Below are 19,322 nucleotides of genomic sequence, written 5' to 3'. Positions count from 1 at the left end.
GATGCGTTCAAAACCACAGCGCACGGGCCGCCTAAAAAACTGCAAAGAGTCCTCAATATGAGTCAATCTCCCCTCACCCACTTCGATGCCCAGGGCCAAGCCCACATGGTTGATGTGGGTGCCAAGACCGAAACTGCCCGCCGCGCAGTGGCTGCCGGACGCATCCGCATGCAGCCGCAAACCCTTGCCACCATCCTCGCCGGCAACAACAAGAAGGGCGACGTTCTGGGCATCGCGCGCATTGCCGCGATTCAGGGCTCCAAACGCACGGCTGAGCTGATTCCGCTCTGCCATCCGATCCCGCTGACCAGAGTTGCCGTGGAATTCACGATCGACGAAGCCGCGAGCGCCATCGACTGCGCCGTCACGGCCGAAACCGTGGGCCGCACCGGCGTGGAGATGGAAGCGCTCACGGCTGCCAGCGTGGCACTGCTGACCATCTACGACATGGCCAAGGCCATGGATCGCGGCATGCAGATCGAATCCATCCGCTTGCTCGAAAAAGAAGGTGGCAAGTCCGGCCACTGGAAGGCCCTGTAATGGCCAGGGAGATCGAACTCAAGCTGGCCTTTGCACCTGCCGCCCACGCGGCCATCCTCTCCCACCCGCTGCTGGCACGTGCCGAGCGCCTGGGCGCAGCCAAGGAGCTGATCAACACCTATTACGACACGCCGGACATGGCACTGTCTGCACGCCGGGTTGCCCTGCGCACCCGCAAGATCGGCGACACCTGGCTGCAGACCGTGAAATGCGCAGCCGAGTCTTTCGGCGGTCTCTCGTCGCGGCCTGAATGGGAGCAGCACTTCACGGGCGAGTTCGATTTCTCGGCAGTGGATGCCGAGGCGCCGCGCAAGCTGCTCGAAGTACATCGCGACGCCATCGTGCCGCTATTTACCACCAACTTCCGCCGCCAGACCCTGCTTCTCACCCCTTCGGCTGACGTGCGCGTGCTGGTGATGATCGATTGCGGCGAAGTCAGCGCCAACGGCCGCAGCGAGACCATCAGCGAGCTGGAGCTGGAGCTCGAGCACGGCAGCGCAGATGATCTGCTGGCCATCGCCAGCGAACTTGCCGCCAGCCTGCCGCTGCTGCCCTACGACCCGAGCAAGGCCGCGCGCGGCTACCGCCTGTTTCGAGGCGACCCCATCCTTCCCGAGCACCACAGGATCAGCCCGGCGAATCCAAAAACCCAGCCTTTGGCAGCCTTCAGCGCGGCAGCCTTTACGGAAATTGCGGCCTGGGCCGCCAATCAGCATGCTGCAATCAGTAGCGACAATGCCGAATTCATCCACCAGCTACGCCTTGCCCTGCGCCGCCTGCGCAGCCTGATCCGCCTGTTTGCGCCGTTGCTGCCAGAAAGCTTCACGGCCCACTGGCAAGCCACCCTGCGTCGCGAAGCCGCCAGCCTCGCCGAAGCGCGTGATCTGGATGTGCTCTGCGACGAAATTCTGGCCGTCACCGAGGGCGACAGCGATGCGCGCCTGCCGGCCCTGCTGACCCACGCATCCGCCGCCCGCCAGCATGCCCACGCCGCCGTTCGGGCCCGCCTCGCCGCGCCCGGCGCAGGCCAGCCCCTGCTGGCCCTCACCCGAGCCCTGCATGCCCTCCCGCAAGCGGAAGCTCAAATGCCGCTCGAAGCATTCGCCGCCCAAGCACTCGCACGCTTGCAGCGCCAGGCTCAGCGCCGCTACCGCTGCGCTGACACCGAGCGCAGCACCGAAGCGCTGCATGCCTTGCGGATTGCCACCAGACGCCTGCGCCTGGGGCAGGAACTGTTCGCCGCCACCCTGGACAAGAAACAGGCGGCCACCACCAACAGCCTGGCCGAGTTGCAGGCGGACCTGGGCCACCTGCACGACCTCGCACTTGCCATGCCACGCCTCGCGGACTTCTCTCGCAGTCGGCCCGAGCTCACTGAAGCAGTCGCCTTCGTAGTGGGCTGGCAAGCTGCAACAAGCCTGCAACTTCGCCGCGCTATCCTGCCGCGTTGCCGAAAACTACTCGGCAAAAAACACACGGCCGGCAAATAGCCGACACAGGAGAAAAATCTTGGATCTGTTGCTGTGGCGTCACGCCGACGCCGGTGAGGGCAGCCCCGACATCAGCCGCACCCTCACCCCGCGCGGGCTGAAGCAATCCCAGCGCATGGCGCGCTGGCTGGATGAACACGCCCCGGCCGAGCTGCGGGTGCTGGTCAGTCCGGCCACCCGCACACGGCAAACCATCGAAGCCTGGCGCTCGGACTACGAAATCAACCCGGCTGTCGGCCTGGACGCCACGCCGCAAAGCCTGCTCGAAGCCGCTGGCTGGCCGGAAGCCGGTGGCGCGGTTTTGGTGGTCGGCCATCAGCCAACCCTGGGCCAGGTCGCGTCCTTGTTGCTGCGCGACGAGGATAGCGCCCTGTCCTTCAAGAAAGGCGCCTTGTGGTGGTTCCAGCTGCGCGAACGCAATGGTGAGCTGCAGACCGTGCTCAAGACGGTGATAAATGCCGATCTGATCTGAGCGGGTCAAACTAAAAATAAAGGGCGCCGCAGGCGCCCTTTGTCATTTTCAGCCTGGCCGCATTAGCTGCAACTGGAACCAGACACCGTGAAGCTGACCGACTCCGAATCGCTCAGTGAATCGGTGCTCACGGTGAGCTTCAGAACCACCGTGCCGGCGCTCGAAGGGGCGGTGAAATAGACCTTGGAAGTATCACTTGAGCTCAACGATACCGAAGTACCTGAGCTTTGCACCCAGCTGTAATCAATGTCGCTGGCCGTCACATCGCCGTCATAACTGACCGAAGCCGTGGCATACGCCGCCGCGCCACAATCGACGGTGGTGGCAGACTGGGTAATGCCAGAAATACTGAGCTCGTCGTCCGAAGTGGTACCACCGCCACAGGCTGCGAGGCTCAGCAGAGCCAGCACACCGCCAGCGTGACACAGCGAACGGGCGGAAGACGAAATGGGAATGCGCATGATGGCTGGACTTTCTCTTGAATCAGGGAAAATCCAGCGTATCAAGTGGTCATGCAAATAGACTTCAGCGCGGTGAAAAAGGAATTAAAAGCCTGCAAGGCAGGCACAACGCTGAAAATCTTTCTCAAAGCCGGAAACCGGCTGAAAAAATAAAACGGCCCGCACTTAGCGGGCCGTTTCTGACTCTGCTTGCAACCCGCTATCAGAAGGGGTTGAACATCGGCGCACTGGAGATTCCGCTGCGGCGGGCAGCAGATTCGCTGTGGTTGCCGGCGCCGAATTCGGTGCTGTTCAGCACGACCTCAGCCAGATAACCTGCACGTTCCTGATCTTCGCTGCTCACGAAAGCCTTGTGTGCGGGTTCGAATTCAAACAAACCAAAACTGGGAACCATTTCAAGCCTCTCTTTCATTTACCTGAGCACCGGGGGGAGTGCTTGGTGTGAATACTATGAGTTGCGCCAGATCAAATCCAATCGGATGTTTGGATTCCGGAATAAGCTCCGTTTAATAACCATCTTATATAAGACATTCACCTCTCTTTATCTGCGCCAAAACCCTTGCCGCAAGAGGCTTTGCGCCTTCTCAGGTGGCATTACCGGGGGGCCGCGCCCATGCCGGAAATGAGCTGACAGTCTGTTTTCCGGGCCATATCGAGATCGGAATCTGCGTAGCGCAGGGCAATTGCGCGAAACTCTTCCTGGATTTCGGCAAAGGCATCGACTACGTCGGGGTCGAAATGGCTCCCGCGCCCCTCCAGAATGATGCTCACCGCCTTCTCATGCGGCATACCCTCCTTGTACACACGGCGACTGATCAGGGCGTCATACACGTCAGCCAGTGCCATCAGCCGCGCTGAAACGGGGATGGTGTCCCCGGCCAGGCCCTCCGGATAGCCGCTGCCATCCCACTTTTCCTGATGGGAGTAGGCGATCTCCTTGGCCATGCTGAGGAATTCCACGCGGGTACCGAGGGCTTCTTCGGCATGGGCAATGGCATCACGCCCGAGTGTGGTGTGGGTCTTCATGATCTCGAACTCATGCGCTTCGAAGCGACCCGGCTTGAGCAGGATGCGGTCCGGGATGCCGACCTTGCCGATATCGTGCAACGGGGCAGACTTGAACAACATGCCGATGGTGTAGTCGGTGAGGTAGGCGGCAAAGCGCGGATGGCTGCGCAGCTTTTCGGCCAGCGCCTTGACGTAGAACTGGGTGCGGCGGATATGGTTGCCGGTATCGCTATCCCGCGTCTCGGCCAGGGAGGCCATGGCAAGGATGGTCACATCCTGGATGGCCATGATTTCGAGGGTGCGGCGAGCAACCTCCTGCTCCAGAAAATCGCTCTTGCTACGCAGAAAGTCGGCACTGGCCTTGAGGTTCAGATGGGTCTGCACACGCGCCAGCACGATCGGCGGGCTGATCGGTTTGGTGATGTAATCGACCGCACCGAGCGCCAGGCCCTTCTCTTCATCCTCGGTTTCGGACCGCGCGGTGAGGAAGATGATCGGGATATCGCGCGTGGCAGCGTCCAGCTTGAGGCGCCGGCAGACTTCGTAGCCATCCATGTCGGGCATCATGATGTCGAGCAGGATCAGGTCCGGAGCCGGGGTGGCGGCCGCAATGCGCAGGGCCTTGTCACCATTGCTGGCGACCTTGACGCGATAGTGTTCCTTGAGCAAGCCACTCATGAGGCTCAGATTGTCCGGCGTGTCATCCACAACCAGTACCGTGGCTTTCTCGATCTCGATCAGGTCCATGGCGAACTCCTCACAGGCGAATGCCGCGCTCAGCGAGCGCGTCTTGCAGGGTCGTGAGTGCGGTCTCGAAGTCGAAACTCCGGATTGCACCTTCAATGAGCGTGAAACGACTCGGGAAGGCCGCGCGCAACGCGCCGGCGGCGGCCTCAAAACTGTCGACTGCTGCCGAATCATCGTCGGCCAGACGGGCGCTGAGCTCGCGGCACAGGCTGAGCAGCGCCTCCGGCGAGCTTTCAGCCGCCTCGCACCTCACTTCAGCAAGGTGCGCATCCAGACTCGCCAGTGCCATGTTCAGCGCCTCGGCCAGCCCAGCCAGTGCAGCCGGCGCTTGTTCCATGCGCTGCTCGCGCAGCGCCGCTTCGAGTACCGCCGCACAGGCCTGCACGGTGGCCGCACCGATATTGCCGGCGACGCCTTTGGTGGTGTGCGCGAGGCGCTCTGCGCTGGCGTAATCCTGAAGATCGAGAGCTGCCTGGAGTGCGGCCAGCGTATCGCGCTGACCGTCGCGAAACTTGTGCAGCAGGCTGAGGTAGAGCGCGCGCTTGCCCATCACATGCTTGAGGCCAGCCTGCATATCGACGCCGTCCAGAACCTCCGGCAGCACAACCGAGGACTCCGCCGCCGCGGGCCGTGCCAAGGGCGCAGCCTCGGCCGAGGAATGGCGCGGGGGAATCCAGCACAGCAATGCGGCCCACAAGGCGCCAGGATCGATCGGCTTGGTGACGAAATCATTCATGCCGGCCTCGGCGCATAGCTCGCGATCCTGCTGCATGGCGTTCGCCGTCATGGCGATCACCGGCAGATTGGCCAGGGCCGGCTGGCGGCGGATCTCGCGGGTGGCAGCCGGACCATCCATGACCGGCATCTGCATGTCCATCAAGACCAGATCGTAGTGACTGACAGCGAGGCGCTCGAGCGCCTGGGCTCCGTTTTCAGCCACCTCCACTTCGAAGCCGGCATCCGCGAGCAGGCCACAGGCCACTTCTTGGTTCAGATCATTGTCTTCCACCAGCAGGATGCGCGCACCGGCGATGCTGCCGAGGCGGCTTTCATCAACATCCAGCCCGGTGAGGCCCGGCGCCGGCTCCACCAGCGTGCCGCCCAGCAAGCGCATGGCGGCATCAAAGAGCAGCGAGGCATTCACCGGCTTGACCAGCACATAGTCGATGCCAACGCCCGGCGCGGCTTTCATGACTTCTTCGCGGCCGTAAGCCGTCACCATGATCAGGCGCGGGGCCGGCGCCAGGCTCAGCTCGCCGATGGCCCGTGCCAACTCGATGCCGTCCATGCCCGGCATCTGCCAGTCGAGAAACACGATGCTTGGCAGCTGACCGGCCTGGGCCGCTTCGCGCAGCGCTGCCAGCGCCTCGCGCCCGCCTGCCGCGGTGACCACCCGGAAACTCATGCTGCCGAGCATCTCGGCCAGCACCGTGCGGGCGTTCTCGTTGTCATCCACCACCAGCACCGGCAGGCCACGCAGATCCGGATCCGGTAGCAGCGTCCTGCTCTGAGTCTCCCCAAGGCCGAGGCTGGCAGTGAACCAGAAACAGCTGCCCTGCCCGGCTGCACTCTCCACGCCAACCTCTCCCCCCATCAGGCTGGCAAGGCTCTTGCAGATTGCCAGGCCCAGGCCGGTACCGCCGTACTTGCGGGTGGTGGAGGCATCCGCCTGCTGAAAGCTCTGGAACAGGCGGGCCTGCTGTTCGGGCGTCAGGCCGATGCCGGTATCGCGCACCGCGAAATACACCAGCGCACGCGTCTCGCTTGAGTGGCGCAGGCGCGCCTGAATGGTGATCTCGCCACGCTCGGTGAATTTCACCGCATTGTTGGCGTAATTGATCAGCACTTGCCCCAGGCGCAGGGCATCGCCGCGCAGCTGGCGCGGCACATCGGCGGCAATGTCGAAAATCAGCTCGAGGCCCTTGGCGGCGGTTTTCTCGGCGATCAGGTCGGCCACGTTCTCAAGCAGGCGTTCGAGATCGAAGTCCGCTTCCTCCACCTCCAGCTTGCCGGCCTCGATCTTGGAGAAGTCCAGGATGTCGTTCAGGATGCCCAGCAGGTGCTGGCTGGAACGCTGGATCTTGGCAAGGTAGTCTTGCTGGCGCAGGTCCAGCCCGGTTTTCTGCATCAGGTGAGCCATCCCGATCACCGCGTTCATCGGCGTACGGATTTCGTGGCTCATGTTGGCCAGAAAGTCGGACTTGATGCGCGCGGCCTCCTCGGCCAACTCTTTGGCCTGGGTCATCTGGGCTTCGGCGGCCTTTTGGGCCGAGATATCGACAAAGGTACCTACCAGCCCGCCTGGGCTTCCATCAGCCTTGCGAAAACCCGATACCCAATACAACGTGTGGTGCGCCTGGCCATCGGCAAACGGAATCAGGGCCTCGCGCTTCAGGCTGCCGGTACGCGCAATGATGTCCTCATCCTCCTGCTGGTAGATGATCCGATCGGCTAGCGGCAGGTATTCCAGATCCAGCACCTGCTTGCCGAGCAAGGCTTCGCGCGCCACACCGAAGGTTTCGCAGTAGCTGCGGTTGAAGCCGAGAAAACGGGCGTCCGGCCCCTTGTAGAAAATCGGATAGGGAATGGTGTCGACCAGCACGCGCTGAAACTCCATGCGATCGGCCAGTGCGCGATTGGCCTCCTGCTGCGCCGTCACGTCCAGCCAGTAGCCGTTCCAGATCCAGCGGCCGTCCTCGGTCTGCGCCACCTGGGCGCGGGTTTCGATCCAGCGCACAGCGCCCTCCGGATCGACCAGTCGGAACAAGGATTCGATGCCCTCACGAGCCTCGATGGCGGCCTCGAACGAGGCACGTGCCGGAGCGGCGTCCTCCGGATGCACCCGACCCCAGCGCTGCTCGAAATCGCGCAGCATCTGGCTCAACGTAATCCCCCATATTTCGCAGGCCATGGCGCTCACAAAAGCAAACTGCCCGCCTCCGCCGACGCCGGCCTCGTATCGGAAAACCGCGCAGGGCAAGGCGTTGGCCATGGTCATCAGTTGCTTGCGCGAATCCTCGGCGCTGCGGCTGCTCTCTTCAAGCGCATGGGTGCGCTCGGCCACCTTGGCTTCGAGCGTGGCATTGGCCTCTTCCAGGCTGCGCGTGGTACCCAACAGGCTCTCGCGCATCGCTTCCTGCGCAGCCACCAACTGGCGTACTTCGATCAGGCGGGAGGTGACAGCCACCGGCTGATCGAGCTCCATGCGGCCAATGCGCTCGCTCTCGACCACCAGTTTTTCGAGCGGGCGGGCAAAGCCACGTGCACTGGGCAACATCACGCAAGCAGTCAGCCCCAGAGTGAGCAGGGTCAGGATGCCCAGCACACTCAGCTCACGCGAGCCAAGCAAGGCGTAGTCAGCCGCCGGGGCATACACGCCCAGCCACACCTGCTGGGAGCCCAGCCGCAGACTGCGAAACTGGTAGAGCCATGCCTCGCCATCGGTGAGCTTCAGATGCCCGAGCTGCGTGTCGGGCTGACCCGCTTGCTGCCAGTGGCGCGTGGCCTCACGCACGGCCAGCAGCGGTTCGCGATCAATCGGCTGAAGCACGGCCTGCTTGATCGCCTCCTCGTTCTGGTAATGCGGGCTGCGCGGCACCCCCAGGAGGCGCATCTGGCTATCGAACAAAGCGCCGACCCCATTCTTTCCCGCCTGCAATTCGCGCGTGAAATGAGAAAGATCGAGCAGGCTCACATCGTGGGCAATCAGATAGCGGCGCCCATCGGCCGCAGTCAGGCGTGACACCGCCGTCACGCCAGGCTCACGGGTGGTGAAGAAGGTGTAGGGCGGAGTCCAGAACAGCTCGCCATCGCTCTTCAGTGCCATGCCTCCGGCAAACCATGGTCGCTTGCGGGCGTCGTAATCCATCTCACGCCGCTCAATGCGTGGATAGCGCAAGCCTTGGTCCCAGGTGATCCAATAGACTTGGCGCCCCCAGCGTGCGGGATTGCTCAGACGATTGATAAGCTGCCCCTGTCGATCGCGCAGAGTCAGCGCTTCAGCGCCCGATTCGTCTGCAAGGATGACCGAGGAAACTTCCTGGTTGTTATCGAGGATCGGCACGAAGAACTGGTTCAGACGCCGCAGCGCCTCGATATCGATCGACAGGCCCTGATCGAAAGGCTTCTGTGTATCCAGCGCGAAACGGCTCTCGATGATCCAGGTGCGACTGACGCGTACGGTGGTTTCCACCAGACGCAGGAGGCGAAGCAGACGATGTTCCAGCTCCGCCGAGCTGGCCTGCATCTGTGCCTCAGCCGAGCGCTGCTGCCCGGGCAGGATGACGAGGTAATAGGTAGTCGCTGCGAACACCAGCAGCGCCAGCAGCACAATGAAGAAGGAGCGCCACAACAGGCTGCGGCGGATCGAGCTGGCGTGAAACAGTGATCCCATGCGCGCTCCCCCGGAATGACGCCCTGCGGACGGCAATGGCTCAGTCGGTCAGTCTGGCCGCAGCCATCAGCTGCTTGGCATACGAGCTATCAGCATAGTCCGCCAAACTCTCCGCCGGTATGGCCTCCAGCAGAGCGCGGGCCCCCGCTTTGTCGCCCAGGCTCAGGCGCACTCCGGCCAAGGCCAGTTGCCAGCGCGGCAGCACCGGGCCAAGGCGCAAAGCCTGTTCGAAATGCTCGCGCGCCGCCTCGGGCTGGCCGACCTGTAGGGCCAGCTGGCCGGCAAAAGCCAGATCCCCTGCGTGCTGGCCAAAGCTGGCCGAGCGGTGCAGGCTGGCGAGCGCCAGCGCGGCTTCGCCACGCCGAGCCAGCAGGCTGGCCTGCAGACGGCGCAGATCCGGCACATCCGGCTGCAGCGCCAGCGCCTCGGACAACTGGGCCTCGGCTTCGATGTGATGGCCACCATCAAGCAGTAGTTGCAGCAAGAGGCGGCGGCTGTCGAGATCCTGCGGCTGCAACTGGAGATGGGCACGCAGGCTATCGGCGGCCTCCACCACGCGGCCGCTGCGCAGGTACTGGCGAGCCTGTTCGGGCGCACTGAGCACTTTGGCCGGCGCAGCCCGGCTGGCGCGAGCTGGCTCCGCGGCAGACGCCGCAAACGCCGGCAGCAGGCAGCACACCAGCAGCGCGCCGCTCACGAGGCGGCTCGACGCGTTCATTGCGGCCCCCCGCTGGGGTTGCCACGCTCATCGAGCAGACGGCCGACGCGGGCATTGCTCTGCCGGATGTCGTCGGACCAGTTGCCGGGGTTCTGCACCACCGTCGGGCGCAGCAGGATCACCAGCTCGCGCCGCTCCGATTCGATGCTCTGGTTCTTGAACAGATTGCCGACGATGGGCAGATTGCTCGCCCCCGGGATGCCCTGGTCGGTGTTGGCCGCGCCTTCACGGATCAGGCCACCGAGGGCCACCATCTGACCATCGCGGATGCGTACCACGCTATCCATCTCGCTGACCTGGCTGGAGGCCAGCGGCAGGCTGAACTTTCCGAGGGTACCGAGGTTGATTTCCTGGGTTACCGCCGTGACCTTGCTGACCATCGGATGGATATGCAGGGTAATGCGGTCTTCACCATCGATTTGCGGTGTCACGTCCAGCGCCACACCGGAGAAGAAAGGCTGCAGGGTCAGGTTGGGCGTGGAGGTCGGGTTGCCGTTGCTGGTGGTAGAGGCCGTGGAACTGATGTTGGTGACAAAAAAGTTGTCAGTCCCCACCTTGAGCACCGCCTTCTGGTTGTTCAGTGCAGCCACGCGTGGGCTGGATAGCACATGCACTCGCCCCTGCTCCTCAAGCAGATTGATCACCGCAGTGAAGTTGCTGCTGCGCAGGATCATGCCGAACATGGCGCCCACCGCGTCGGAGCTGTTCGAAATGTTGCCTACCCCGCTGGTGCCGATCGGTGTGGTGCTGATCGCCCCGCCCTGGCTGATGCTGCTACCCGGCGTGAGCTGGCCGGCGCTGATGCGGCTGCCGCCAAAAGCGGCCCAGTTGATGCCGGCCTGAAAGCTATCGGAGAGCACCACTTCCATGATCTTGGCCTCGATGATCACCTGGCGCTCCAGGGTCAGCTGCGAGGCGGCCAGAAAGGCTTCCACCTGAGCAATCTCGCCAGGCAAGGCGCGCACCACCAATACGCCGCTTTGCGGACTCACCACCACGCTGCGCCCTTCCGCCGTACCGATGATGGATTTCACCGCCTCCTGCAACTCGCCCCAGAAATCACTCTGAGCGGTGGTCGTGATCTTGCTGGTCACGAAATTGGTGCTGGTATTGGAGCTCGTGCCACTGGTGCCCGCCGTAGTGCTGCCTGAGCTGCTGGCGGAATCGCTGACCGAGCCGGAAATCACCCGGATATCGGAAGTGCCCTTGCGCACTGCGTTGAGGTAATTGACCTTCATGATTCGCGTCTGCAGGCTGCGCCCCTGGATGAAGATGCGGCTGCCATCGATGCGGTATTCATAACCGTAGAGTTCGCGCAGCGCATCCAGCGCTTCGCGCACGCTCACATCCTTGAGGCTCACCGTCACCTTGCCATCCAGGTCGTTGGGCAAAAGCATCGAGTAGCGGGTGTCGGCCACCATGCTCAGGAACACCTGGCGCACCGGAGCATCACTCACCACCAGATCGAAACGCGGCTCCATCACCCGCGCGGTGGCCTCCGGCATATCCAGGCGCAGCGAAGGATAGAAAGCGCTCTGCTGGCCCGGCGCGAGTTGCGGCGCGGAGGGTGGCTGGGCGGCGGCCGCAGCCAGTTCGGCGCGGATCGTGTCAGCCGGCTTCCTGGCTGCCTGCTGGGCAACACAGGCGCTCAGCAAGAGCACAAGGACGAGACTGGAGAGTGTTTTCATTCGGTTCGACCTCCCGGCGGCAGCGGGGATGAGATAGTCGGGGCGGCCTGCGAAGCAGGCAGCAGATGCAGACGCAAGCGACCGGCAGGGCCTTGCAGCAAGGCGGAAGCGGCATCCAGGCTGAGCAGACGGTAATCGCCGATGCGCTCGCCCGGCGCCAGGCTGCGCCCGTTGATGAGGGCGCGCTGGCGTCCGGCGGAAAGTTGCACGCCTTGCAGGCGCAGCGCTTCTTCGACCGTCGCCGGGGCAGCACCAGGCATGAAGAAACCGGGTGGCGGGCGTAACGGGTCCGTCTGCGCCAGCGCAGGCAGGGTCCACAGGGCGAGAAGGAGCATCAGAAACCTAGCCATGCGCGCTCCAGACTGTTGAAATCGAGCGTCAGGCTCAGGCGGGCCTGCGGCCACTCCTGCACTTGCAGCGTATAAGCGCTCACTTCCAGCTGTACCGGCAAGCGTTCGACGGCGTGCAGATAGGCGGCCAGTGCCGGGTAATCCCCCTGCAGCACCAGCTTCACGCTGTGACGGTAGAGGCTCGAGCCGCCGGGCGTGGCAGCCGGTGCGCTGGCAGCGGCCAGCAGATCCACAGGTTCGCCAGAGCGGATCGAGACCAGAAGCAGATTCTTCTGCGCTGCGATCAGCGCCTGTAGCAAGGCACTCATGCGCTCGGGCGCAAGCAGGCGAGCCTCGGGGCCGGTCAGGCGACTGTGCAGAAGCGCAATCTCACGTTCCGCCTCCCCGAGCGCGCTACGCTCTGCAGCATCCGGATCGCGCTGACTGCCCTCGATCAGCAGGCTCTCCTCCTGGCTCAGGCTGGCCAGGCTGCGCTCACTCTCTTGCAGGCTCTGCCGGGCCTGGCGATAGCGCGAGAGCGCCGGCTCCAGCACGCTGAACATGAAGATGCCGGCCAGCAGCGCCGCCAGCCCGAGAAAGACCAGCAGGCGCTCACGCGCTTGCAAGGCATCAAAACGATCCGCGACAAAGAGCCAGGCTTTCTTCATGGCCGCCCGCTCCCCGTTCGCGCCTGCAGGCTGAAGGCCAGGGCCTCGGGCGCAGCCACACCCGCCGGCGCCGGAAACTGCTTGCGGCCGAGTTCAAACATTTCGAAACGCTGTTTGCGGAAAGCCTCCTGGCTGCGCAGACGCTCCAGATACTCCGGCACCTGAGGCGCGCGCAAGGCATAGCCTTGCAGGGAAACGGCGCCACGCTGCCAAGCCACCTGCTCCAGCCACACGCCGGGCAGCACCGCGGACGACAGTGCGGCAAGGCTGGCGGAGGCCTGCGGCCCGCCCTCCTGCCCTGCCAGGTTGACGGCAATCTGCCGCAGGCGTGCCGTTTCGGCGTGCGCGGCAGCCAGATCCAGAGCCACTTGCGGACTCTTCTCGCGCACGGTCAGCAAGGCCTGCTGGGCCTTGAGTTGCGCCTCGCGGGCGGTGACACGCAGCTGGGCCTGCTGCGCAACGGCGAGGTAGCTCGCCAGGCTCCAGCGGATGAAGCTGCTCAGGCCGATCAGCATCAGCAGTACCAGGCCCAGCGCCAGCATCATGGTGCGGAACTGGAAGAAGGGCTTGGGCGGCAGCAGGGCTGGGTTGGCCAGATTGATGAAGGCCTTCATGGCGCGCCCTCCGGCCCGCGCAGGGCCATGCCCAGGGCATGGAAGAGCGCGGCCTGCTCCTCTGGATCAACCGGCAGCGGGCAGCGGCTACAGTCAAACAGGGTCGCCAGATCGATCAGCTTCACCGGCAGGTAGAGGGTATCGATCAAAAGACTCAGCAATTCTTCGGCATGCGCAAACGGCGCAATCCACAAGGTGGAAACGTTCAGGAAACCCAGCTGACGCTCCAGCACATCCACTGAGCGCTGCAGCTCCAGCACCAGCCGATCGAGCTGCTCGCGGCGCAGCGTTTCGCTGGCCTGCAAGGCCAGGCTGGAGAGATCGAAGCCGCGCACGAAATACGGCACACCCTCACGGCTGGCAGTGAGCAGGCAGCCGCCCGGAGTGATCGCCAGCACTGCGGTGCCACGCCCGGGCTCTTCCAGGCGGTCGGCCAGATTGCGCTGAGCCATTTCAATCACATCAATGGCCCGCACGCTGGAACTCCAGGGCCGGAACATCAGCATGCGCTCGCGCAGCAAATCATTCGGCGCGGCCACCACGAAACCGTTGGTACGCCGCTGGCCGAGCGGATCGGGCGGCGGTGGAATGACTTCAAGCGTCACAGCGTCCAGCGGATAGCGCAGCATTTCCTTGATCTGCCAGCGCAATGCGGTTTTCAGTTCTTCGTCCGGCACATTGGGCAGCTCGGTCTGCAGGAACTGGTACTCGTCCGGCTCCAGCAGCAAGCGCAGCGGACTCTGACGCAGGGACAGGGCCTGCGACATCTGCTCAAGGCGCGCAACCGTATTGCCCGTAGCATCCAGCACGCGTGCCACTGCCAGCTGCGGCTGCGCTGCAGGCGCTTCGCTGACAAGCTGCACCGCCACCACCCGGCCCGGCGAAGTCGCCAGATTCAGGGGGCGCTGCTCACGGGATCTGCCTGCACCAAAAAACATCGTCACCTTTCTGAACTACCGACGCTCAACACCCGATGCCCGGGCCACCACTCAATACACTTCACGCGAATAGATCAGCGCGTTGTTGCGCCGTGCCCCGAAGCGGATGCGCACCCGCGGGTTGTCGTCATGCAGATCGCCATCGGTGCTTGCGCTGCATGCGGCGCCGGATTGGTCTGTCCCATCCCAGTTGTACTTCAGGTATGACGGCACGGATGGCGCGAAATCAAGGTATCCGCCCCCGCTATTCGTCGGTTTGCTCAAAATGACAGCGGCACTTCCCGCCGAAAGGGTGGCCGTGCCCCCGGACGAAATGCCGTTGAAACTGGCCGTGACGCCCGCCAAGCTGCCGTACAGCCCTACTCCACCAGTGCAGTAGAGGGCCGCCGCCGTGCCGGCGGTAATGGTGGAACTGGCAGGTACCGTGAGCCGGGTGCAGCTATCGAGCGGCCGGCTTGCCTGCCCGTCGGCCCGCGCGAAAACGCTGCCACTCCAGTACTCGGCCCAGGTGGGCACCGGCAGGTTCTGCAAGCTGGAGCCATAGGCGCTATCGACCTTGAGACGACCGAAGTAGTAGCTGCTCGTCGTAGAGCCGGGCTGCAGTCTGGTTCCTTCTGCTGCGCCGGCAAGATCCCAGTTGAAGTTCAGGCTGCTCATGCCGACCGCATCGGCATCCCGCGCCACGAGGCCGAAGCTGACACCATTCGTGCCGTTGTAAGGGCCATCCACCGCGCTGGCGCTCGCCCTCCCCAGGGTGAGATCGGCCGCTACATCGGCCTGCCCGGCCGCAAAACTGCCGCAACTGGCACAGCTGGCAGCCAGACGGGTGTTCAGCGAAAGCGGTGTGCTGCCGTACTGCGCGCCAAACAGCAGGCCATTGCTGCCCAGGCTGGTCACCACATTCAGTGGCAGACGCGCGAAGCTGCCGAAGTAATTCTGGGTGGTGCCGCCCGAGGCGCTCACTGCGGTGAGGCGAAACAAGGCGCGGGCAGGCTCACCGAGATAGGTGAAGTCACTTGCGCAGCTCTCGCTGCTGCCGATCGCTGTCGCGGTATTGATATCGCTACGGTCATTGAGCGTGTTGTTCGTTACCGCAAAGCCGTAAGGTACGAAACGACCGGAGTTGCCGCTGGTGCCGGGAGGCACTGTCAAACCGAAATAGCCGGCAGCGGGCGGCGTCGCGGTGAGCGTAAATACGCCGACCTCGGACACGGTCTGGCTCGCCTGCGTGGCCGTACCGCCGCTGGTGATACTGATCGTAGCTGGGCTCAGGCTGGCATTCACACCACCGCTCGGCGCCACCAGCGTGGAGCTGAGCGCCAGGGCGTTTTGCAGGTAGTTCGGCGTAGTCGGCAGCGCGCAGGTCGCGGTGCCGGCCTGGTAGGCCTTGGCTGTGACGCGCAGGTTGAAAGCGCTGCCGGCGCTGGTGAACTTCGTGCAACTGATGTCCGCAGCCGTGCAGCCCCAGTTGGCATCCGGGCTATCTACGCACAGCGCATAGGGCACGGTCACGAAAGCCGCGCTGCCAGTCATCACCAGGCCGCTATCACCGGTGCCGGCGCTGCCGTCGTATTGCGCATTCAGGGTGAGCTGGCCAGCGTCCATGTAACTCAGGGTCAGGCCGCTGGCCGTACCGGTCGAGTCGAAGACCAGTGATACGCCGGTGCCGGGGCTGGCGGTCGCCACCGTTGTGCCATTCACGGCAAGGCTCTTGCTGCCACTGGCCGGGCTGGTATAGCTGGTCCAGAACTTCACGCTGCGCGTGACATTGGCAAAGGCCGGCGTGCAGGACAGCCCGTTGTCCGCCTTCTTCACCGCAGCCAGCGAGAATCGCGCAGTGCCGCTGGATGTCACACCGGCCACCTGGCTCGGGATCGTCAGCAGCAGGCCGGAATCCGCAAAAGCCAGCTGGCAGCTGGTGAGCTGGGTGCCGTTGAGGTAGCAGCGTGTGGCACTGCTGGCAGCCGGGCTGCTGGTCGCGCCGAGGGTCGTGGTGGCTGTGGTGCGCACTGCGAGGTTGCTGGTGCCACTGCCGGTAAAAGTGAGCGGACTCGTCCCCCAACTACCGTTGGTGGTTGTCAGTGTGGCAGTGGTGGCACTCGTCGCCAGCGCGCTGCAGTTGCTGTCGGCACAGGCCTTGATGGTGGCCGTGGACGGGGTGCAGGTGAGCGGCGTACCGGTGAGCTCGATGCGCAGATGATCCAGGCTAGCCGCCGCCACGGCGGGCGCGATCAACAAGGTGCTGCCGATATTGTTCTCACTGCGGTTGAGGTTGGCGCTCTGGGTGTCTCCATTGCCAGCAGCACTCATGGTGAAGTAACTGCCGTGAATACCCATGCCGGTATCGCCGGAGCCGCCACGGTAATACACCCCGGCGGTGGCCCCGTTTTCGAGCCCGGGCGTAATGGTGGCCGAGCCATCCTGGTCGGCGAAAAAAGCCATGCGCAGACTGCCGTTTTCCATCGTGACGTGCACATTCGGCGCGGTGATGCCGCTACCACCGCCGGACTGCAGGTTGCCCGCGCAGTTGGTGGTATTGGCGCTGCCACAGTTGAGCGCCTTGGCGCCGCGCAGCGCATAGATCACGCCGACGCTGCGATAGCTCCAGTCCCAGATTGTCCAGGTGTAACTAGCGGCCGCCGCTGCAGACAGGTTCAGGTAGTAGATGCGCTGCTGGATCGCCGCGCCGCTGGTGTTGCTGGCCGGCGTAATCAGCGTCCAGCCAGCGGGCGGACTGAAGGAAGTCACTTGATTACCCGGCGTGGCGATCTGGGCGATCAGCACATCGCCGGACTGGGTACCGGCGGGCGGCGAGAGCGTCAGGGTGTAGTCCCCCAGCCCCCCGGTCTGGTCGGCACTGCCATAGGTGACCGTGATCGCGGCCTGACCCGGCCCGATGCCCAGCCCGCACAGCAACACCATGAGCAGGAGGTGGCGCAGCTTCATCGCTCGGTCACCACCACCAGTTGGCGTTCGGTGTAATCGGCACTCTGCTGCTCGGTGGTGCTGCTTGAGGGGCAAGCCGTGCCACTGGTGCTGCAAGCCGTGGCGGTGATCTGCCAGATGCTGCGGTTATTGCTGCCATCGGCCGAGCCATCCTTGAAGGCATAGGCGGCGCACGCCCAACTGACCTTGAAACCATTCAGCCCGGCCAGGCCACTGAGCGTGCCGCCGGGGCAATTGCCATTGATCTGCACGGCATACAGCCCAGCTTCGATGCCGGCCCGCGCCGCCTGTAGTGCCCGCGCGCCCTGCACATCCTGGCCACTGGCGGCGAGGCTGGCCGTGCCGAGTCGGGCCACCAGCACGGCAAGGCTGGCCATGATCACGATCAGGAAGATCGCGGTCGGCAGAACGAAGCCCAGGGGCTGTTGCCTGTCACTCCCACGTCGCACTCGCAGCGCTCTGGACGAGGGGCAAGGCGCGGCGCCGAAGTCAGGGCGTGTTATTGATCTGGATCGCATGGCTCACGGAAACGGTTTCGCCGGCACGTGCCAGCTGCAGGGAGAGATAGAGCAGACCGTTCTGGTCGATGGCTGACTGGGTGTAATCCACCGCGCAGCTGGCCACGAAATCGGCCAGCACGGCCGTGCTGGCATTCGCCGGCACGGCCACCGGCTGGCTGGCCTGTTTGGTATAGCCCCAGATCCGGCTCAGTGTGCCGCCCGAGCTGCAGGCATAGCTCACCGGCGGCCCGATCAGCTGGACGCGCCGCCCCGGCGAGGCATAGGTGAAGATCTTGCTCGCCGAGAAGCTGATGCTGCTGGCACCAATACTGGCCAGACCCACGCTATTGCCACCGGCATAGGCATCCAGGCCCGTCACACCAAGGTTGTAGATCACGGCCTCGGTGCCGGCGGGAATCGGACTCAGCGCCGGCGCAGGTCCGGCAAAGGAGAGGCTGGCATTGCCACCAACCGTATCCAGTGGCGTGCTACCGCAGTCGCTCTGCTCGCAGTAGCGGCCGGCGGCCAGCACCGGCAGGAATTCGATGTACCAGGTGCTGCCACTCTGCGCCACGCGCAGGCTGTTGGGCAGAGCCGCGCGGATTTCACGGGCCATGCGGCGCAAGGCGGTATCGGCCGCATCGGCCAGCGCCGCACGGCGGGTGGTGTCCACCAGCCCCTCCATCGGCCGGCGGATGAACACCGCCACAATGGCCACCAGAATGGCCGTGATGGTCATCACCACGATCATCTCGATCAGGGTGAAGCCTGCCGCAGCCCTGTGCTCAGATGTTCGGCGCATAGCGGCTCCGGTAGCCGGTGAGGGTGATCAGGTTGCCATCCGGCGCTGTCACACTCACATCGATGCGCAGGGCGGCACTATTGTCGGCCAGCCCCAGCGCGCTGCCGGCAAGGCTCACCGCGATACTGGCGCGATAGCTCTGCAGCCCGCTGATCACTGTGCCGCTCACCGGATTGAGAATGCCGGCGTTCATGGCATAGCCGTGGTAATCGCCCACGTTGTCGAAATTGCTGCGTGTTTCTCCTGCCGTGGGGCCAAGGCCCTGCACCACCGTGCAGCCGCTTGCACTGCTTGCCGTGGCGGCATTCGGATCGTCCGGATCGCACCAGGTGAAAGGCTTGCTGGAGACTTCTTCGAGCAAGGATTCAGCAATGGCCACCTGCTGCTTGAGCAGCATCGGATTAACGCTGACACGGTTGCTGTAATCGAGTGCGCCGAGCACACCCGCCAGACCAACGCTCACCACCACCATGAAGACAATCAGCTCGATCAGCGACAGGCCCTGCTGACGCCGGCTGCAAGGGCAGGACTCAGCGCACATAGCCGGTCTCCGTCACAACCTGGATCGTCTGCACATTGGAACCACCGCTCACCGTGATGCTCTGCGCGGCAGAGGGGCGACCGAGGGAATCAAAACTGAAACTGGCATTGCTGACCGTGACACTGGCCGGCGCGGCCAGCAGGTAAGCCGTATTAGTGGCTGGATCAGGCAGGCTCAGGGTGCAGCTTGCCGCACCAAAACTCGCCCCCAGGGTGAGACTCAGGCTGCTGGAGCTGATGGCCACACACACCGGGCGACGTTTGGCGACGGCGGACTTCTGCGCAAAGCGCAGCGCCTGGCGCAGCGCCTCGCTGTAGCCGAAGGCATCGAACTCGGCCCGCGTGGCAAAGCGCGGCACCGCCACAGCGGCCAGAATGCCGATCACCACCATGGTGACGACCAGCTCGGGCAGAGTAAACCCCACCCGAAACCGGTCTGCATGAGTGCGAGGAATGGCCGGCATGCCT

Annotated in this window: 18 protein-coding genes; 3 read left to right on the top strand and 15 right to left on the bottom strand. The window is 64.1% G+C overall.

What is annotated here, in order from left to right; genetic code table 11:
- Window positions 1-57 precede the first annotated feature (57 nt).
- The 3 genes from moaC to C0V76_RS11125 are packed head-to-tail and all read left to right on the top strand — an operon-like array spanning window position 58 to window position 2,502.
- Window positions 58-540 (top strand): cyclic pyranopterin monophosphate synthase MoaC, encoded by a 483-nt coding sequence (gene moaC, locus C0V76_RS11135; RefSeq protein WP_101942476.1) that lies wholly within the window; start codon window positions 58-60, stop codon window positions 538-540.
- Complete coding sequence (locus tag C0V76_RS11130) at window positions 540-2,030, top strand: CYTH and CHAD domain-containing protein (RefSeq protein ID WP_101942475.1); 1,491 nt, start codon at window positions 540-542, stop codon at window positions 2,028-2,030. Before moaC ends, C0V76_RS11130 begins: the two co-directional genes overlap by 1 nt.
- A 19-nt stretch (window positions 2,031-2,049) precedes the next feature.
- Complete coding sequence (locus C0V76_RS11125) at window positions 2,050-2,502, top strand: histidine phosphatase family protein (RefSeq protein ID WP_101942474.1); 453 nt, start codon at window positions 2,050-2,052, stop codon at window positions 2,500-2,502.
- A gap of 62 nt (window positions 2,503-2,564) precedes the next feature.
- Here C0V76_RS11125 and C0V76_RS11120 read toward each other — a convergent pair whose 3' ends face one another.
- From C0V76_RS11120 to C0V76_RS11050, 15 genes are all read right to left on the bottom strand, one after another.
- Window positions 2,565-2,963 (bottom strand): hypothetical protein, encoded by a 399-nt coding sequence (locus tag C0V76_RS11120; RefSeq protein WP_101942473.1) that lies wholly within the window; start codon window positions 2,961-2,963, stop codon window positions 2,565-2,567.
- Window positions 2,964-3,165: 202 nt separating this feature from the next.
- Complete coding sequence (locus C0V76_RS11115) at window positions 3,166-3,357, bottom strand: hypothetical protein (RefSeq protein WP_101942472.1); 192 nt, start codon at window positions 3,355-3,357, stop codon at window positions 3,166-3,168.
- 200 nt (window positions 3,358-3,557) lie between these two features.
- Complete coding sequence (locus tag C0V76_RS11110; protein ID WP_101942471.1) at window positions 3,558-4,718, bottom strand: two-component system response regulator; 1,161 nt, start codon at window positions 4,716-4,718, stop codon at window positions 3,558-3,560.
- A gap of 10 nt (window positions 4,719-4,728) precedes the next feature.
- Window positions 4,729-9,111: a response regulator gene (locus C0V76_RS11105; RefSeq protein WP_101942470.1), complete on the bottom strand. Its 4,383-nt coding sequence runs from the start codon at window positions 9,109-9,111 to the stop codon at window positions 4,729-4,731.
- 40 nt (window positions 9,112-9,151) lie between these two features.
- Window positions 9,152-9,829 (bottom strand): tetratricopeptide repeat protein, encoded by a 678-nt coding sequence (locus C0V76_RS11100; RefSeq protein ID WP_101942469.1) that lies wholly within the window; start codon window positions 9,827-9,829, stop codon window positions 9,152-9,154.
- Entirely contained in the window at window positions 9,826-11,517 is a 1,692-nt protein-coding gene (gene mshL, locus C0V76_RS11095; RefSeq protein ID WP_101942468.1) for a pilus (MSHA type) biogenesis protein MshL, read from the bottom strand. The genes C0V76_RS11100 and mshL overlap by 4 nt, the downstream gene beginning before the upstream one ends.
- The gene (locus tag C0V76_RS11090; RefSeq protein ID WP_143707409.1) at window positions 11,514-11,867 is read right to left on the bottom strand and encodes a hypothetical protein; all 354 of its coding nucleotides are present in this window, start codon (window positions 11,865-11,867) and stop codon (window positions 11,514-11,516) included. Before C0V76_RS11090 ends, mshL begins: the two co-directional genes overlap by 4 nt.
- Entirely contained in the window at window positions 11,852-12,514 is a 663-nt protein-coding gene (gspM, locus tag C0V76_RS11085) for a type II secretion system protein GspM (RefSeq protein ID WP_101942466.1), read from the bottom strand. The genes C0V76_RS11090 and gspM overlap by 16 nt, the downstream gene beginning before the upstream one ends.
- On the bottom strand, window positions 12,511-13,128 hold the full coding sequence (locus C0V76_RS11080) for a PilN domain-containing protein (RefSeq protein WP_101942465.1): 618 nt from the start codon (window positions 13,126-13,128) through the stop codon (window positions 12,511-12,513). The genes gspM and C0V76_RS11080 overlap by 4 nt, the downstream gene beginning before the upstream one ends.
- Window positions 13,125-14,066, bottom strand: coding sequence for an agglutinin biogenesis protein MshI (locus C0V76_RS11075; protein ID WP_101942464.1), 942 nt, complete (start codon window positions 14,064-14,066; stop codon window positions 13,125-13,127). Before C0V76_RS11075 ends, C0V76_RS11080 begins: the two co-directional genes overlap by 4 nt.
- A gap of 51 nt (window positions 14,067-14,117) precedes the next feature.
- Window positions 14,118-17,012, bottom strand: coding sequence for a DUF6701 domain-containing protein (locus C0V76_RS11070; RefSeq protein ID WP_101942463.1), 2,895 nt, complete (start codon window positions 17,010-17,012; stop codon window positions 14,118-14,120).
- Window positions 17,009-17,461: an agglutinin biogenesis protein MshP gene (locus C0V76_RS11065; RefSeq protein WP_101942462.1), complete on the bottom strand. Its 453-nt coding sequence runs from the start codon at window positions 17,459-17,461 to the stop codon at window positions 17,009-17,011. The genes C0V76_RS11070 and C0V76_RS11065 overlap by 4 nt, the downstream gene beginning before the upstream one ends.
- Before the next feature lie 40 nt (window positions 17,462-17,501).
- The gene (locus C0V76_RS11060; RefSeq protein WP_101942461.1) at window positions 17,502-18,314 is read right to left on the bottom strand and encodes a type II secretion system protein; all 813 of its coding nucleotides are present in this window, start codon (window positions 18,312-18,314) and stop codon (window positions 17,502-17,504) included.
- Window positions 18,298-18,855 (bottom strand): prepilin-type N-terminal cleavage/methylation domain-containing protein, encoded by a 558-nt coding sequence (locus C0V76_RS11055; RefSeq protein WP_101942460.1) that lies wholly within the window; start codon window positions 18,853-18,855, stop codon window positions 18,298-18,300. The genes C0V76_RS11060 and C0V76_RS11055 overlap by 17 nt, the downstream gene beginning before the upstream one ends.
- Window positions 18,845-19,318: a Tfp pilus assembly protein FimT/FimU gene (locus C0V76_RS11050; RefSeq protein ID WP_101942459.1), complete on the bottom strand. Its 474-nt coding sequence runs from the start codon at window positions 19,316-19,318 to the stop codon at window positions 18,845-18,847. The genes C0V76_RS11055 and C0V76_RS11050 overlap by 11 nt, the downstream gene beginning before the upstream one ends.
- Window positions 19,319-19,322 lie beyond the last annotated feature (4 nt).

This window comes from Uliginosibacterium sp. TH139 (genome assembly GCF_002855595.1).
GTDB lineage: Bacteria > Pseudomonadota > Gammaproteobacteria > Burkholderiales > Rhodocyclaceae > Uliginosibacterium > Uliginosibacterium aquaticum.
Note: the sequence above shows the minus strand (reverse complement) of the source record. Positions and strands in the feature narration are given on the sequence as shown.

What these genes read in the sequence shown, in the direction of transcription:
- C0V76_RS11080 (WP_101942465.1), bottom strand. Translation starts at nt 13,128, where the DNA reads ATGAAGGCCTTCATCAATCTGGCCAACCCAGCCCTGCTGCCGCCCAAG.
- C0V76_RS11055 (WP_101942460.1), bottom strand. Translation starts at nt 18,855, where the DNA reads ATGTGCGCTGAGTCCTGCCCTTGCAGCCGGCGTCAGCAGGGCCTGTCG.
- moaC (WP_101942476.1), top strand. Translation starts at nt 58, where the DNA reads ATGAGTCAATCTCCCCTCACCCACTTCGATGCCCAGGGCCAAGCCCAC.
- C0V76_RS11105 (WP_101942470.1), bottom strand. Translation starts at nt 9,111, where the DNA reads ATGGGATCACTGTTTCACGCCAGCTCGATCCGCCGCAGCCTGTTGTGG.
- C0V76_RS11070 (WP_101942463.1), bottom strand. Translation starts at nt 17,012, where the DNA reads ATGAAGCTGCGCCACCTCCTGCTCATGGTGTTGCTGTGCGGGCTGGGC.
- C0V76_RS11120 (WP_101942473.1), bottom strand. Translation starts at nt 2,963, where the DNA reads ATGCGCATTCCCATTTCGTCTTCCGCCCGTTCGCTGTGTCACGCTGGC.
- C0V76_RS11115 (WP_101942472.1), bottom strand. Translation starts at nt 3,357, where the DNA reads ATGGTTCCCAGTTTTGGTTTGTTTGAATTCGAACCCGCACACAAGGCT.
- C0V76_RS11060 (WP_101942461.1), bottom strand. Translation starts at nt 18,314, where the DNA reads ATGCGCCGAACATCTGAGCACAGGGCTGCGGCAGGCTTCACCCTGATC.
- mshL (WP_101942468.1), bottom strand. Translation starts at nt 11,517, where the DNA reads ATGAAAACACTCTCCAGTCTCGTCCTTGTGCTCTTGCTGAGCGCCTGT.
- C0V76_RS11050 (WP_101942459.1), bottom strand. Translation starts at nt 19,318, where the DNA reads ATGCCGGCCATTCCTCGCACTCATGCAGACCGGTTTCGGGTGGGGTTT.
- C0V76_RS11075 (WP_101942464.1), bottom strand. Translation starts at nt 14,066, where the DNA reads ATGTTTTTTGGTGCAGGCAGATCCCGTGAGCAGCGCCCCCTGAATCTG.
- C0V76_RS11100 (WP_101942469.1), bottom strand. Translation starts at nt 9,829, where the DNA reads ATGAACGCGTCGAGCCGCCTCGTGAGCGGCGCGCTGCTGGTGTGCTGC.
- C0V76_RS11130 (WP_101942475.1), top strand. Translation starts at nt 540, where the DNA reads ATGGCCAGGGAGATCGAACTCAAGCTGGCCTTTGCACCTGCCGCCCAC.
- C0V76_RS11090 (WP_143707409.1), bottom strand. Translation starts at nt 11,867, where the DNA reads ATGGCTAGGTTTCTGATGCTCCTTCTCGCCCTGTGGACCCTGCCTGCG.
- gspM (WP_101942466.1), bottom strand. Translation starts at nt 12,514, where the DNA reads ATGAAGAAAGCCTGGCTCTTTGTCGCGGATCGTTTTGATGCCTTGCAA.
- C0V76_RS11110 (WP_101942471.1), bottom strand. Translation starts at nt 4,718, where the DNA reads ATGGACCTGATCGAGATCGAGAAAGCCACGGTACTGGTTGTGGATGAC.